General features: G+C 68.0%; 10 protein-coding genes. 3 read left to right on the forward strand and 7 right to left on the reverse strand.

Annotated elements, in window-relative coordinates:
- Positions 1–5: 5 nt before the first annotated feature.
- Together G6N16_RS04165 and G6N16_RS04170 are read left to right on the forward strand one after the other, a co-directional pair.
- Positions 6–1,196: a glycoside hydrolase family 3 N-terminal domain-containing protein gene (locus tag G6N16_RS04165; RefSeq protein WP_083031055.1), complete on the forward strand. Its 1,191-nt coding sequence runs from the start codon at positions 6–8 to the stop codon at positions 1,194–1,196.
- A gap of 76 nt (positions 1,197–1,272) precedes the next feature.
- Positions 1,273–1,875, forward strand: coding sequence for a TetR/AcrR family transcriptional regulator (locus G6N16_RS04170; RefSeq protein ID WP_083031057.1), 603 nt, complete (start codon positions 1,273–1,275; stop codon positions 1,873–1,875).
- Positions 1,876–1,932: 57 nt separating this feature from the next.
- Here the strand turns inward: G6N16_RS04170 and G6N16_RS04175 are convergent, their stop codons facing one another.
- A complete protein-coding gene (locus G6N16_RS04175; protein WP_083031068.1) occupies positions 1,933–2,778 on the reverse strand; it encodes a MaoC/PaaZ C-terminal domain-containing protein in 846 nt (281 codons plus the stop codon).
- Positions 2,779–2,783: 5 nt separating this feature from the next.
- Entirely contained in the window at positions 2,784–4,151 is a 1,368-nt protein-coding gene (locus G6N16_RS04180; RefSeq protein ID WP_083031058.1) for a 3-oxoacyl-ACP reductase, read from the reverse strand.
- Positions 4,152–4,224: 73 nt separating this feature from the next.
- Between G6N16_RS04180 and G6N16_RS04185 the strand changes: the two genes are divergently transcribed.
- On the forward strand, positions 4,225–5,592 hold the full coding sequence (locus G6N16_RS04185; protein WP_083031059.1) for an acetyl-CoA C-acetyltransferase: 1,368 nt from the start codon (positions 4,225–4,227) through the stop codon (positions 5,590–5,592).
- Positions 5,593–5,822: 230 nt separating this feature from the next.
- Here the strand turns inward: G6N16_RS04185 and G6N16_RS04190 are convergent, their stop codons facing one another.
- The 5 genes from G6N16_RS04190 to G6N16_RS04210 form a co-directional block, all read right to left on the reverse strand.
- Positions 5,823–6,689, reverse strand: coding sequence for a metal-dependent hydrolase (locus G6N16_RS04190; protein WP_083031060.1), 867 nt, complete (start codon positions 6,687–6,689; stop codon positions 5,823–5,825).
- 10 nt (positions 6,690–6,699) lie between these two features.
- Positions 6,700–7,344, reverse strand: a complete 645-nt coding sequence (locus G6N16_RS04195) for a DUF1361 domain-containing protein (RefSeq protein ID WP_083031061.1) — start codon at positions 7,342–7,344, stop codon at positions 6,700–6,702.
- A 44-nt stretch (positions 7,345–7,388) separates the two neighbouring features.
- On the reverse strand, positions 7,389–9,227 hold the full coding sequence (locus tag G6N16_RS04200) for an acyl-CoA dehydrogenase (RefSeq protein ID WP_163787769.1): 1,839 nt from the start codon (positions 9,225–9,227) through the stop codon (positions 7,389–7,391).
- A gap of 131 nt (positions 9,228–9,358) precedes the next feature.
- Entirely contained in the window at positions 9,359–11,197 is a 1,839-nt protein-coding gene (locus G6N16_RS04205) for an acyl-CoA dehydrogenase (protein WP_163787770.1), read from the reverse strand.
- Between the two features lie 131 nt (positions 11,198–11,328).
- Complete coding sequence (locus G6N16_RS04210) at positions 11,329–13,167, reverse strand: acyl-CoA dehydrogenase (protein ID WP_083030566.1); 1,839 nt, start codon at positions 13,165–13,167, stop codon at positions 11,329–11,331.
- Positions 13,168–13,330: the final 163 nt, after the last annotated feature.

Raw genomic sequence — 13,330 nt, forward strand, 5'->3', positions numbered from 1 at the left:
CGCCCATGTCGACGTCCCAACGCCGAAACCGCCGGCCCACCGTGCGCCCGCTCACCGCGATCCTGAGCGTGCTGGGGGCCATCGCCATGGTCGCCGCCGTGGTGGTGGGGCTGAACCTGCGCAACCACCGCGACGGCGCTTCGGTGCAGACCGCCGAATCGCCGGCCGAGACCACGCCGGCCGCCGAGGCCCCAGCCCCGGCGAACTGCAGCCTGTCGCTGCGCGACAAGCTCGCGCAGCTGCTGATGGTCGGGGTCAAGGACGCCGCAGACGCGCGCGCCGTCGTGGCCGATCACAAGGTGGGCGGCATCTTCATCGGCAGCTGGACCGACCTGGGCATGCTGGGCGACCCGCTGCGCGAGATCGAGGCCGTCGCCGTCGACACCGAGGCGAAGATCCCGCTGGCGGTCAGCGTCGACGAGGAGGGCGGCCGGGTGTCGCGGCTGAAGAAGGTCATCGGCGAGCAGTTGGCGCCGCGCGAACTCGTCGCCGCCGGCAAGACCCCCGAGCAGGTCGAGGAGCTCGCCGAGCAGCGGGCCAAGGAGATGGTCAAGCTCGGCATCACCATTGACTTCGCCCCGCTGCTGGACGTGACCAGCGGCGATCCCGACGGCGCCATCGGCGACCGGTCGTTTTCCGGTGACCCGGCCGTCGTCACCAAGTACGCCGGGGCGTACGCCCGGGGCCTGAAAAAGGGTGGGCTGACCGCGGTGTTCAAGCACTTCCCCGGCCACGGCCACGCCTCGGGTGACTCGCACACCGGCGGGGTGAGCACGCCGCCGCTGGCGCAGCTGGAGAACAACGACCTGCTGCCGTACAAGGACCTGATTCCGCAGCACCTCGCCGAGGTGATGGTCGGCCATATGGTGGTGCCCGGTCTGACCGACGGCAAGCAGGCCAGCCTGAGCGGCCCGGCCTACGCCAAGCTGCGGGAGATGGGCTTCACCGACGTCGCGTTCACCGACGACCTGTCGTCCATGAAGGCCATCACCGACATCTACCCGGTGCCCGACGCCGTGCTGCTGTCGCTGCAGGCCGGCGCGGACATCGCGCTGTGGGTGACCACCGACGAGGTGCCCGCCGTGCTGGACCGGCTGGAAAAGGCCGTCGCCGACAATGAACTGCCCATGGAGCGGGTCAACGAGGCGCTGGGCCGGGTGCTGAAGATGAAGGGCGCCCCGCCGCTCGGCTGCTGACAGCGGCCGAGGTGAACGTCCGGAGCCCGGTAACTTACCCTGGAGTCAGTTCGTGGGGTTGACGGGAGGTGACGGGATGGCCGGTGGCACCAAGCGGTTGCCGCGCGCGGTGCGCGAGCAGCAGATGCTCGACGCCGCGGTGCAGGAGTTCTCCGTCAACGGCTACCACGAGACCTCGATGGATGCGATCGCCGCGCGCGCGGAGATCTCCAAACCGATGCTGTACCTGTACTACGGGTCCAAGGAGGAGCTGTTCGGCGCGGTGCTCGACCGCGAGCTGGGCCGGTTCATCGAAGCCGTCGGCGCCGACATCGATTTCACCCTGCCTCCGCGGGACATGCTGCGCTCCACCATCAAGGCGTACCTGACCTACATCGACGCCAACCGGGCGTCCTGGATCGTGCTGTACACCCAGGCCACCAGTTCCCAGGCGTTCGCCCACACGGTGCGCGAGGGCCGCGAGCGGATCGTCGAGATGGTCACCCGACTGCTCTCCGCCGGCACCAGGAATCCAATGCCGGAGAACGACTTCCAGCTCACCGCCATCGCGTTGGTGGGCGCCGGTGAGGCCGTCGCCAACCAGGTCAGCGTCGGCGACGTCGAGGTCGACGACGCCGCCGAGCTGCTGATCAACCTGTTCTGGCGCGGCCTGAAGGGCAAGCCGACTCCCGCCGACTAAGCGAGCGGCTTGCCGCGAGCGCAAGGTCGGCGGGAACGGCACAGTCCGGCGAGTGATTCAGCGCCCGCGCACCGTCGCGGTCAGATGCGGATACCCCTTCTTGAGGTTGCGCATGCTCAGATCCCAGCCGTCGACCACGCGTTCGGTGTACACCCCGACCGATGCCGGCAGCAGCACCGGCTTGCCGAACCGCACCGAGTAGTCCACCGCTGTCGGCAGCTGCCCTTCGATATTGGCCAGAATCGCTGCCGCGGAGAACATTCCGTGCGCGATCGCGGTCGGGAAGCCGAACAGCTTGGCGCCGATGCCGGAGGTGTGGATCGGGTTGTGATCGCCGCCGATCGACGCGTAGCGCCGGATCTGGCCCGGCGTGATCTTCAGAATCGAGTTGGGCGGCGGCAACTTCGGCGCCTTGGCCGGTTCGGGTTTCGGCTCGTCGGACAGGCTGGTGCGCTGCTGGTGCAGGAACGTCGTCACCTGCCGCCACGCGGTCTCGTTGCCGACGCTGACCTCCGAGACCAGGTCCACCAGCAGCCCCTTGCGGTGCTCCCGCAGGTTCGCCGCGGACACCGTGATCCCGACGGTGTCGGATACCGTGATCGGCCGCAGCCGGGTGATGTGGTTCTCGGTGTGCACCGAACCCATTGCCGGGAAAGGGAAATCGAACCCGGTGGCCAGCTCCATCACGGCCGGGAAGGTCAGCACGAACGGATAGGTCAGCGGCACCGTGTCGGTGAACCGCAGGCCGGTGACATCGGCGTAGGCCGCGACATTCGCCGCGTCGATCGGCAGCTGGTCGACGGTGACGGTGCGCGACGGCAGGGTGTCGCCGCGCGGGATCACCGGCAGCGCGCCGACGGCCGCGCGCAGCATGTTGGTCAGCGAGGAGGGTTGCGAGGCCATCGAAGTCACGCCCCCAGCATGGCCTGGCCACACACCCGGATGGTGTTACCGGTGATGGCCGACGAGGCCGGGCTGGCGAAGAACGCGATGGCCTCGGCCACGTCGACCGGCTGGCCGCCCTGGAACAGTGAGTTCAGCCGGCGGCCCACCTCGCGGGTGGCCAGCGGAATGGCCTCGGTCATCTTCGTCTCGATGAAGCCCGGCGCCACCGCGTTGATGGTGATGTCCTTCTCGGCCAGCGACGGGGCCAGCGCGTCGGTCAGCCCGATCATGCCGGCCTTGGTGGCCGCGTAGTTGGTCTGCCCGCGGTTGCCGGCGATCCCGGCCATCGAGGACAGGCCGATGATCCGGCCGCCGGTGCCGATCACGCCGTCGGCCACCAGGCCCTCGGTGAGGCGCTGCGGGGCCAGCAGGTTGACCGCGATGACGGCGTCCCAGCGGGCGTTGTCCATATTGGCCAGCAGCTTGTCTCGGGTGATGCCGGCGTTGTTGACCAGCACGTCGGCCCGGCCGCCGTGATGTTCGATCAGGTGCGCGGTGATCTTGGCGACGGCGTCCTCGGCGGTGACGTCCAGCGGCAGCGCGGTGCCGCCGACCCTGGCGGCGGTCTCGGCGAGCGCGTCGGCGGCGCCCTCGACGTCGATGGCCACCACCTTGGCGCCGTCCCGGGCGAACACCTCGGCGATGGTGGCGCCGATGCCGCGGGCCGCGCCGGTGACGATGGCGACCTTCCCGTCCAGCGGCTTGTCCCAGTCGGCCGGGGCCTGCGCTTCACCGGCGCCGACGCGGATCACCTGGCCGTCGACGTAGGCCGACTTGGCCGAAAGCAGGAAGCGCAGGGTGGATTCCAGGCCGCTGGCGCCGGGGCCGGCGTCCGGGGACAGGTACACCAACTGCACGGTGGCCCCGTGCTGCATCTCCTTGGCCAGCGAGCGGGTGAAGCCCTCCAGCGCCCGCTGGGCGATGCGCTCGTCGACGCTGCCGGTCAGCGCCTCGGGGGTGGTGCCGACGACGACGATCCGCCCGGACGGGGCGATGTTGCGCAGCAGCGGGGTGAAGAAGTCGTGCAGGGCGCGCAGATCGGCGGGCGTGGTGATGCCGGTGGCGTCGAACAACAGGCCGCCGAACCGGTCGGCCCAGCGGCCGCCGAGGTTGTTGCCGACGATGTCGTAGTCGTCGGCCAGCGCGGCGCGCATCGGCTCGGCGATCCGGCCGTCGCCGCCGATCAGCAGCGGGCCGGCCAGGGCCGGCTCACCGGCGCGGTAGCGGCGCAGGGTCTCGGGCTGCGGGACGCCGAGTTGCTTGGCCAGGAATGCTCCGGGCGCGGTGCCGAAGACGGAGGAGTACAGGTCGGACGGGAGTTTGGGGGCCACGGAAGCTGCCTCTCATATCGCAGTCGGATGCGGTCGGGTACTAACTTACTCCAGAGTAAGAAGGGTGGGTAGTATGGCCCCGTCAGAGCGTCACGCTCACGCCCCCAACCCAGGGAGAATCCTCGTGGCAACCGCAAAAACCACAAACGCATCGCAGCGCCGCCGGGCCGCCGTCCTCGGCGGCAACCGCATCCCGTTCGCCCGGTCCGACGGCGCCTACGCCCACGCCACCAACCAGGACATGTTCACCGCCGTGCTCGACGGCCTGGTGGACCGATTCGGCCTCGACGGCGAGCAGTTGTCCATGGTGATCGGCGGCGCGGTGCTCAAGCACAGCCACGACTTCAACCTGATCCGTGAGTCGGTGCTGGGCAGCAAGCTCTCGCCCTACACCCCGGGACTCGACCTCCAGCAGGCCTGCGGCACCGGCCTGCAGGCCGTGGCCATCGCCGCCGACGGCATCGCCTCCGGCCGGTTCGACGCCGTCGCCGCCGGTGGCGTCGACACCACCTCCGACGCCCCGATCGCATTCGGCAACGAACTGCGCCGCGCCCTGCTCTCGATTCGGCGCGCCCGGTCGAACGTCGATCGCCTCAAGCTGGCCGGCAAACTGCCCGCCAGCATCGGCGTCGACATCCCGGCCAACTCCGAGGTCCGCACCGGCCTGTCGATGGGCGAGCACGCCGCCATCACCGCCAAACAGATGGGCGTCAAGCGCGTCGACCAGGACGAGCTGGCTGCGGCCAGCCACCGCAACATGGCCGCCGCCTACGACCGCGGGTTCTTCGACGACCTGGTCACCCCGTTCCTCGGTCTCTACCGTGACGACAATCTGCGGCCCGGCTCCTCGGTGGAGAAGCTCGCCACCCTCAAGCCGGTATTCGGCGTTCGGCTCGGTGACGCCACCATGACCGCCGGCAACTCCACGCCGCTGACCGACGGCGCCTCGGTGGCGCTGCTGGCCAGCGAGGACTGGGCGGCCGCGCACGGCATCGAGCCGCTGGCCTACTTCGTGGACTCCGAGACCGCCGCGGTGGACTTCGTCAGCGGCGCCGACGGCCTGCTGATGGCGCCGACGTATGCGGTGCCGCGCCTTTTGGCCCGCAACGGGCTGACCCTGGCCGACTTCGACTTCTACGAGATCCACGAGGCGTTCGCCTCGGTGGTGCTGGCCACCCTGGCCGCCTGGGAGTCCGACGAGTACTGCAAGGACAAGCTCGGACTGGACGGCGCGCTGGGTTCCATCGATCGGTCCAAACTCAACGTCAACGGATCATCGCTGGCGGCCGGCCACCCGTTCGCGGCGACCGGCGGGCGCATCGTCGCCCAGCTGGCCAAGCAGCTCGCCGAGCGTAAGGCCGAAACCGGTAAGCCGGTGCGCGGCCTGATCTCCATCTGCGCCGCCGGCGGCCAGGGCGTCACCGCGATTCTGGAGGCCTGACACCACGCCTGACATCAGGCCGTAGTGGACGGAAACCATCTGTAACGCACGACGCTGTTCCCGGCGATAGACTGGGCAGCCCCGCGCTGTCGTCTGACCCCCCCGACCCGACGGCAGCGCGGGGCCCCACCCGCGCGAGTCCGCGTGGACGCCCGGTCGCCGGGGTTGAGGGGAGTTCGGCGGCCGGGCATCGGGGTGCCGGCCCACGAATGCGGCTTCGTCGCCGCCCGTCAGTGCAGGTGATCGACCAGTACGCCCTGTTCGCCGAACAACTCCGCGGTCCACCGCGCCAGGAGTGCGGCGTTGTCGCTGTCGTCGGGATGAAACCCCCGCTGGGTGTAGGCGAACAGCCGAGACAGCACCCGCCGGGAGAGAAACGGCGAGTGGCGCAGCCGATTGAGGCTGCGCAACAGCCGGACCGGGTTATAGGTGGCGCGGTCACCCAGCAGCGACAGGGCCGCGAAGAAGGCGACGCTGAGGGTGAACGTCGCTCTGATGACCCGCATGGTGACGATCCGTCGTCGTTCCGTTCCGCCGACCGCCCGGTAGACGTCGAACGCGACCGCCCGATGCTCGGACTCCTCGATGGCGTGCCACAGCAGCATGGACCGCACCTCCGTGGACCCGAGCAGCGCCTGGGCCCGTTCGTCGGTGAGCAGGGTTTCGGCGAACACCGCGGTGAAGTGCTCCAGCGCCGCGGTGATCGCCAGGCAGGTCAGCGGCGACAGCACCCGCTCGAACAGCTTCAGGTCCACCCGGGTGCGCCGGTCGATGAACCGGGTGGGGTAGCCCATCCGGTTCAGCCGGTCGTTCAGCGCACGGTGCTCGCGGCCATGGGTGACCTCCTGCCCGATGAAGCCCTGGACCTGCGCCTTCAGTTCGGGATCGGTGATCCGGTCGGCGTAGTGGCGCACCGAGCGGACGAAGAAATCCTCTCCCTCGGGAAACGTGGCGGACAGCTGGGCGATGACGTGGCTCATCACCAGGTCGCCGTCGACGAAGTGGCGGTCCAGCGACCCGTCCGGGTAGGCGAACCGGATGCGGCGCGCCCGGACGACGTGTTTACCTGCGGTGGCCGACTTTTCGATGTCCGTCATGCTGCATGTCCTAACGCTCCGGGTGGCTGAAACCGGGCAGGGCCCAGACCGTCAGGTAGGCCAGACCGAAGAAAGCGGCGACGGCCAACGCCACTCCGGTGGACTGCACCTGCGCCAGTGGTTCGCGAACCCAGCGCAGGGTTTCGGCCAGGACGTCGTCGGGCCGGGTGACCAGATCCCACGAGTTCCACCGCTGGAACCGGCCGATGACCACGCCGACCGCGCACAGCGCGACGGAGGCGACGATGGTGAGCCACCCGGCCAGCACACCGAATTCCCGGTCCAGCCGCTGGTGGACGAGTCGCATCGACACCACCCCGAGCATGATGCCGGTCCAGGCCGCGAATCCGTACTGCAGCACGTGCCGCCACAGTTCGTATCCCTCGGATAGATGCACGAGGTCGGTCACCAGGTACGGCGCGTTCGGCAGGAAGGCAAGCCAGCCGACGCCCAGCGGCAGCAGCCAGAACCGGGTGCGCACGGTAGCGAAGCCTACGGCGAAGAGCAGGGGCATCCACGCCAGGAAGAGATTCCACACCAGGAACCTGCTCGGGTAGCTCAGCGGCACGGCCGGGTCGGTGACACCGAGAACCACCGTCAGACCGGTCGTCACCAGTAGCGATGACAACAGGACGATCCGGCGCACCTCCACCATTCGGTCATTGTGCCCGGTGTCCGGGAGGCGGCGAGCAAAGAACGTCAGAAGGCGGCTTCGTCGAGCTCCATCAGGTCGTTGTCGAGGTTCTCGATGATGGTGCGGGTGGCACTCAGCTGGGGAAGCATGTTCTTGGCGAAGAACGACGCGGCGGCGATCTTGCCCTCGTAGAACAGCTTGTCCGCGCCGGTGGCGCCGGCGTCGAGCTTCTCGATCGCGACGGCGGCCTGGCGGGCCAGCAGCCAGCCGATCAGCAGGTCGCCGACGGCCATCAGGAACCGCACGGAACCGGTGCCGACCTTGTACACGCTGGGGGCGTCTTCTTGCGCCGACGCCAGGTACCCCGACAGTGCGGCGGCCATGCCCTGCACGTCGGCCAGCGCGTTGGCCAGCAGGGTGCGCTCGGCCTTGAGTCGGCCGTTGCCGGTGTCGTTGCGGATGAACTCCTCGATCTGGCCGGCCACGTACGCCAGCGCCTGACCCTTGTCCCGGATGATCTTGCGGAAGAAGAAGTCCTGCGCCTGGATGGCGGTGGTGCCCTCATACAGGGAGTCGATCTTCGAATCCCGCACGTACTGCTCGATCGGGTAGTCCTGCAGGAAGCCCGAGCCGCCGAAGGTCTGCAGCGATTCCTGGCCCAGCAGGATGAACGCCCTCTCTGAACCGCAGCCCTTGACGATCGGCAGCAGCAGATCGTTGACCCGCAGCGCCAGATCGGGGTCGATGTCGTGGACCGCGGCGACAACCTCCGCATCCTGGAACGAGGCCGTGTAGAGATACACCGCGCGCATACCCTCGGCGTAGGCCTTCTGGGTCAGCAGGCTGCGCCGGACATCCGGGTGATGGGTGATGGTGACCCGGGGCGCGGTCTTGTCCATCATCCGCGTGAGATCCGCGCCCTGCACCCGGTCCTTCGCGTAGGCCAGCGCATTGAGGTATCCCGTCGACAGCGTCGCAATGGCCTTGGTGCCCACCATCATCCGCGCCATCTCGATCACGTCGAACATCTGGGCAATGCCGGAGTGCACCTCCCCGACCAGCCAGCCCTTGGCGGGCACGCCGTGCTGACCGAACGTCAGCTCACAGGTGGCCGACGCGTTCAGGCCCATCTTGTGCTCGACGTTGGTGACGAAGACGCCGTTGCGCTCACCGAGTTCCCCGGTCTCGGCGTCGAACACGAACTTCGGCACCACGAATAACGACAGACCCTTGGTGCCCGGGCCGGCGCCGTCGGGGCGGGCCAGCACCAGATGAAGGGTGTTCTCGAACAGATCGTCCGCGTCGGCGGAGGTGATGAACCGCTTCACCCCGTCGATGTGCCAGGAGCCGTCGGGCTGCTGGATCGCCTTGGTGCGGCCGGCGCCCACGTCGGACCCGGCGTCGGGCTCGGTGAGCACCATGGTGGCGCCCCAGTCGCGGTCGGCGGCCAGGATCGCCCACTTCTTCTGATCTTCGGTGGCGTTCTCGTAGAAGATCTGCGCGAGGGTGGCGCCGCTGGTGTAGACCCACACCGCCGGGTTGGCGCCGAGGATGTGTTCGTGCAGGGCCCACAGCAGGGCGCTGGGTGCCGGCATCCCGCCGACTTCCTCGCGCAGGCCGACCCTGTGCCAGCCGCCTTCGACGACCGCGCGGACCGAGGCTTTGAACCGTTCGGGCAGGGTGACGGTGTGGGTGTCGGGGTCGAAGACCGGCGGGTTGCGGTCGCCGTCTGCGAAGGAATCGGCGATCGGGCCCTCGGCCAGACGCGCCATCTCCGACAGCATTTCCCGGGCGGTGTCGACGTCGATGTCGGCGAAGCGGCCCGTGCCGAATGCCTCGTCGATGCTCAGAACCTCGAACAGGTTGAACTCCTGATCGCGGACGTTGGACTTGTAGTGACCCACGGCTGTCCTCCTCATCGAGACTGCGAGAACACTACGATAGATCGATCGATTCATTTGGTGCGAGGCCAGGCCCCGAAGACGACGAGACCCCCGCCGGCGGCGGGGGTCTCGCGTCAGAGATTCAGCAGCCTTTAGAAGGCGGCTTCGTCGAGCTCCATCAGGTCGTTGTCGAGGTTCTCGATGATGGTGCGGGTGGCACTCAGCTGGGGAAGCATGTTCTTGGCGAAGAACGACGCGGCGGCGATCTTGCCCTCGTAGAACAGCTTGTCCGCGCCGGTGGCGCCGGCGTCGAGCTTCTCGATCGCGACGGCGGCCTGGCGGGCCAGCAGCCAGCCGATCAGCAGGTCGCCGACGGCCATCAGGAACCGCACGGAACCGGTGCCGACCTTGTAGACGCTGGGGGCGTCCTCCTGGGCGGCCATCAGGTAACCGGTCAGCGCGGCGGCCATGCCCTGCACGTCGGTCAGCGCGTTGGCCAGCAGGGTGCGCTCGGCCTTGAGTCGCCCGTTGCCGGTGTCGTTCTTGATGAACTCCTCGATCTGGCCGGCCACGTACGCCAGCGCCTGACCCTTGTCCCGGATGATCTTGCGGAAGAAGAAGTCCTGCGCCTGGATGGCGGTGGTGCCCTCATACAGGGAGTCGATCTTCGAATCCCGCACGTACTGCTCGATCGGGTAGTCCTGCAGGAAGCCCGAGCCGCCGAAGGTCTGCAGCGATTCCTGGCCCAGCAGGATGAACGCCCTCTCTGAACCGCAGCCCTTGACGATCGGCAGCAGCAGATCGTTGACCCGCAGCGCCAGATCGGGGTCGATGTCGTGGACCGCGGCGACAACCTCCGCATCCTGGAACGAGGCCGTGTAGAGATACACCGCGCGCATACCCTCGGCGTAGGCCTTCTGGGTCAGCAGGCTGCGCCGGACATCCGGGTGATGGGTGATGGTGACCCGGGGCGCGGTCTTGTCCATCATCCGCGTGAGATCCGCGCCCTGCACCCGGTCCTTCGCGTAGGCCAGCGCATTGAGGTATCCCGTCGACAGCGTCGCAATGGCCTTGGTGCCCACCATCATCCGCGCCATCTCGATCACGTCGAACATCTGGGCAATGCCGGAGTGCACCTCCCCGACCAGCCAGCCCTTGGCGGGCACGCCGTGCTGACCGAACGTCAGCTCACAGGTGGCCGACGCGTTCAGGCCCATCTTGTGCTCGACGTTGGTGACGAAGACGCCGTTGCGCTCGCCCAGCTCGCCGGTCTCGAAGTCGAACAGGAACTTCGGCACGAAGAACAGGGACAGGCCCTTGGTGCCCGGTCCGGCGCCCTCGGGGCGGGCCAGCACCAGGTGGAAGATGTTCTCGAACAGGTCATCGGAGTCGGCGGAGGTGATGAACCGCTTCACGCCGTCGATGTGCCAGGAGCCGTCGGGCTGCTGGATCGCCTTGGTGCGGCCGGCGCCCACGTCGGACCCGGCGTCGGGCTCGGTGAGCACCATGGTGGCGCCCCAGTCGCGGTCGGCGGCCAGGATCGCCCACTTCTTCTGATCTTCGGTGGCGTTCTCGTAGAAGATCTGCGCGAGGGTGGCGCCGCTGGTGTAGACCCACACCGCCGGGTTGGCGCCGAGGATGTGTTCGTGCAGGGCCCACAGCAGGGCGCTGGGTGCCGGCATCCCGCCGACTTCCTCGCGCAGGCCGACCCTGTGCCAGCCGCCTTCGACGACCGCGCGGACCGAGGCTTTGAACCGTTCGGGCAGGGTGACGGTGTGGGTGTCGGGGTCGAAGACCGGCGGGTTGCGGTCGCCGTCTGCGAAGGAATCGGCGATCGGGCCCTCGGCCAGACGCGCCATCTCCGACAGCATTTCCCGGGCGGTGTCGACGTCGATGTCGGCGAAGCGGCCCGTGCCGAATGCCTCGTCGATGCTCAGAACCTCGAACAGGTTGAACTCCTGATCGCGGACGTTGGACTTGTAGTGACCCACGGCTGTCCTCCTCATCGAGACTGCGAGAACACTACGATAGATCGATCGATTCATTTGGTGCGAGGCCAGGCCCCGAAGACGACGAGACCCCCGCCGGCGGCGGGGGTCTCGCGTCAGAGATTCAGCAGCCTTTAGAAGGCGGCTTCGTCGAGCTCCATCAGGTCGTTGTCGAGGTTCTCGATGATGGTGCGGGTGGCCGACAGCTGCGGGAGCATGTTCTTGGCGAAGAACGACGCGGCGGCGATCTTGCCCTCGTAGAACAGCTTGTCCGCGCCGGTGGCGCCGGCGTCGAGCTTCTCGATCGCGACGGCGGCCTGGCGGGCCAGCAGCCAGCCGATCAGCAGGTCGCCGACGGCCATCAGGAACCGCACGGAACCGGTGCCGACCTTGTAGACGCTGGGGGCGTCCTCCTGGGCGGCCATCAGGTAACCGGTCAGCGCGGCGGCCATGCCCTGCACGTCGGTCAGCGCGTTGGCCAGCAGGGTGCGCTCGGCCTTGAGTCGCCCGTTGCCGGTGTCGTTCTTGATGAACTCCTCGATCTGGCCGGCCACGTACGCCAGCGCCTGACCCTTGTCCCGGATGATCTTGCGGAAGAAGAAGTCCTGCGCCTGGATGGCGGTGGTGCCCTCATACAGGGAGTCGATCTTCGAGTCGCGCACGTACTGCTCGATCGGGTAGTCCTGCAGGAAGCCCGAACCGCCGAAGGTCTGCAGCGATTCCTGGCCCAGCAGCACGAACGCCCGCTCGGAGCCGCAGCCCTTGACGATCGGCAGCAGCAGGTCGTTGACCTTGAACGCCAGGTCGGCGTCGATGCCGTGGACGGCCTTGGCGACCTCTTCGTCCTGGAAGGACGCGGTGTAGAGGTAGACCGCGCGCATGCCCTCGGCGTAGGCCTTCTGGGTCAGCAGGCTGCGCCGGACATCCGGGTGGTGGGTGATGGTGACGCGCGGGGCGGTCTTGTCCATCATCTGGGTCAGATCGGCACCCTGCACGCGCTCCTTGGCGTACTCGAGAGCGTTGAGGTAACCGGTGGACAGGGTGGCGATGGCCTTGGTGCCCACCATCATCCGGGCCTGCTCGATGACGTCGAACATCTGCGCGATGCCGGAGTGCACCTCCCCGACCAGCCAGCCCTTGGCGGGAATCCCGTGCTGGCCGAAGGTCAGCTCACAGGTGGCCGAAACCTTCAGGCCCATCTTGTGCTCGACGTTGGTGACGAAGACGCCGTTGCGCTCGCCCAGCTCGCCGGTCTCGAAGTCGAACAGGAACTTCGGCACGAAGAACAGGGACAGGCCCTTGGTGCCCGGTCCGGCGCCCTCGGGGCGGGCCAGCACCAGGTGGAAGATGTTCTCGAACAGGTCATCGGAGTCGGCGGAGGTGATGAACCGCTTCACGCCGTCGATGTGCCAGGAGCCGTCGGGCTGCTGGATCGCCTTGGTGCGGCCGGCGCCCACGTCGGACCCGGCGTCGGGCTCGGTGAGCACCATGGTGGCGCCCCAGTCGCGCTCGGAGGCGATGACGGCCCACTTCTTCTGCTCTTCGGTGGCGTTCTCGTAGAAGATCTGCGCGAACGCGGCGCCGCCGGCGTACATCCAGACGGCCGGGTTGGCGCCCAGGATGTGCTCGTTGAGGGCCCACAGCAGGGCCCGCGGCGCGGGCATGCCGCCGAGCTCCTCACGCAGGCTCACCTTGTTCCAGCCACCCTCGATGCAGGCGCGCACCGAGGCCTTGAAAGGCTCGGGCAGGGTGACGGTGTGGGCGTCGGGGTCGAAGACCGGCGGGTTGCGGTCGCCGTCCTCGAAGGAATCGGCGATCGGGCCCTCGGCCAGACGCGCCATCTCCGAGAGCATTTCGCGGGCGGTGTCGACGTCGATGTCGGCAAACGAGCCCTGGCCGAGTGCCTTGTCGATGCCCAGAACCTCGAACAGGTTGAATTCCTGGTCGCGTACGTTGGACTTGTAGTGACCCACGGTTGTCCTCCTCATTGAGACTGCCGCTGAAGTTTGGATTTTCTTGGTTGGGTTCCGAACAAGTTACCCACCAGTAACCCATAACTATACTCACGGTGATGGCAAACGCAAGTTCTGTGATGCATTCGACCCACCGGTTGGCTGTGTGAGGAACGCGCAGGTC

The sequence above is a fragment of the Mycolicibacterium insubricum genome (assembly GCF_010731615.1).
In the GTDB taxonomy this organism is placed as follows: domain Bacteria; phylum Actinomycetota; class Actinomycetes; order Mycobacteriales; family Mycobacteriaceae; genus Mycobacterium; species Mycobacterium insubricum.

What these genes read in the sequence shown, in the direction of transcription:
- G6N16_RS04165 (WP_083031055.1), top strand. Translation starts at nt 6, where the DNA reads ATGTCGACGTCCCAACGCCGAAACCGCCGGCCCACCGTGCGCCCGCTC.
- G6N16_RS04170 (WP_083031057.1), top strand. Translation starts at nt 1,273, where the DNA reads ATGGCCGGTGGCACCAAGCGGTTGCCGCGCGCGGTGCGCGAGCAGCAG.
- G6N16_RS04175 (WP_083031068.1), bottom strand. Translation starts at nt 2,778, where the DNA reads ATGGCCTCGCAACCCTCCTCGCTGACCAACATGCTGCGCGCGGCCGTC.
- G6N16_RS04185 (WP_083031059.1), top strand. Translation starts at nt 4,225, where the DNA reads ATGGCCCCGTCAGAGCGTCACGCTCACGCCCCCAACCCAGGGAGAATC.
- G6N16_RS04190 (WP_083031060.1), bottom strand. Translation starts at nt 6,689, where the DNA reads ATGACGGACATCGAAAAGTCGGCCACCGCAGGTAAACACGTCGTCCGG.
- G6N16_RS04195 (WP_083031061.1), bottom strand. Translation starts at nt 7,344, where the DNA reads ATGGTGGAGGTGCGCCGGATCGTCCTGTTGTCATCGCTACTGGTGACG.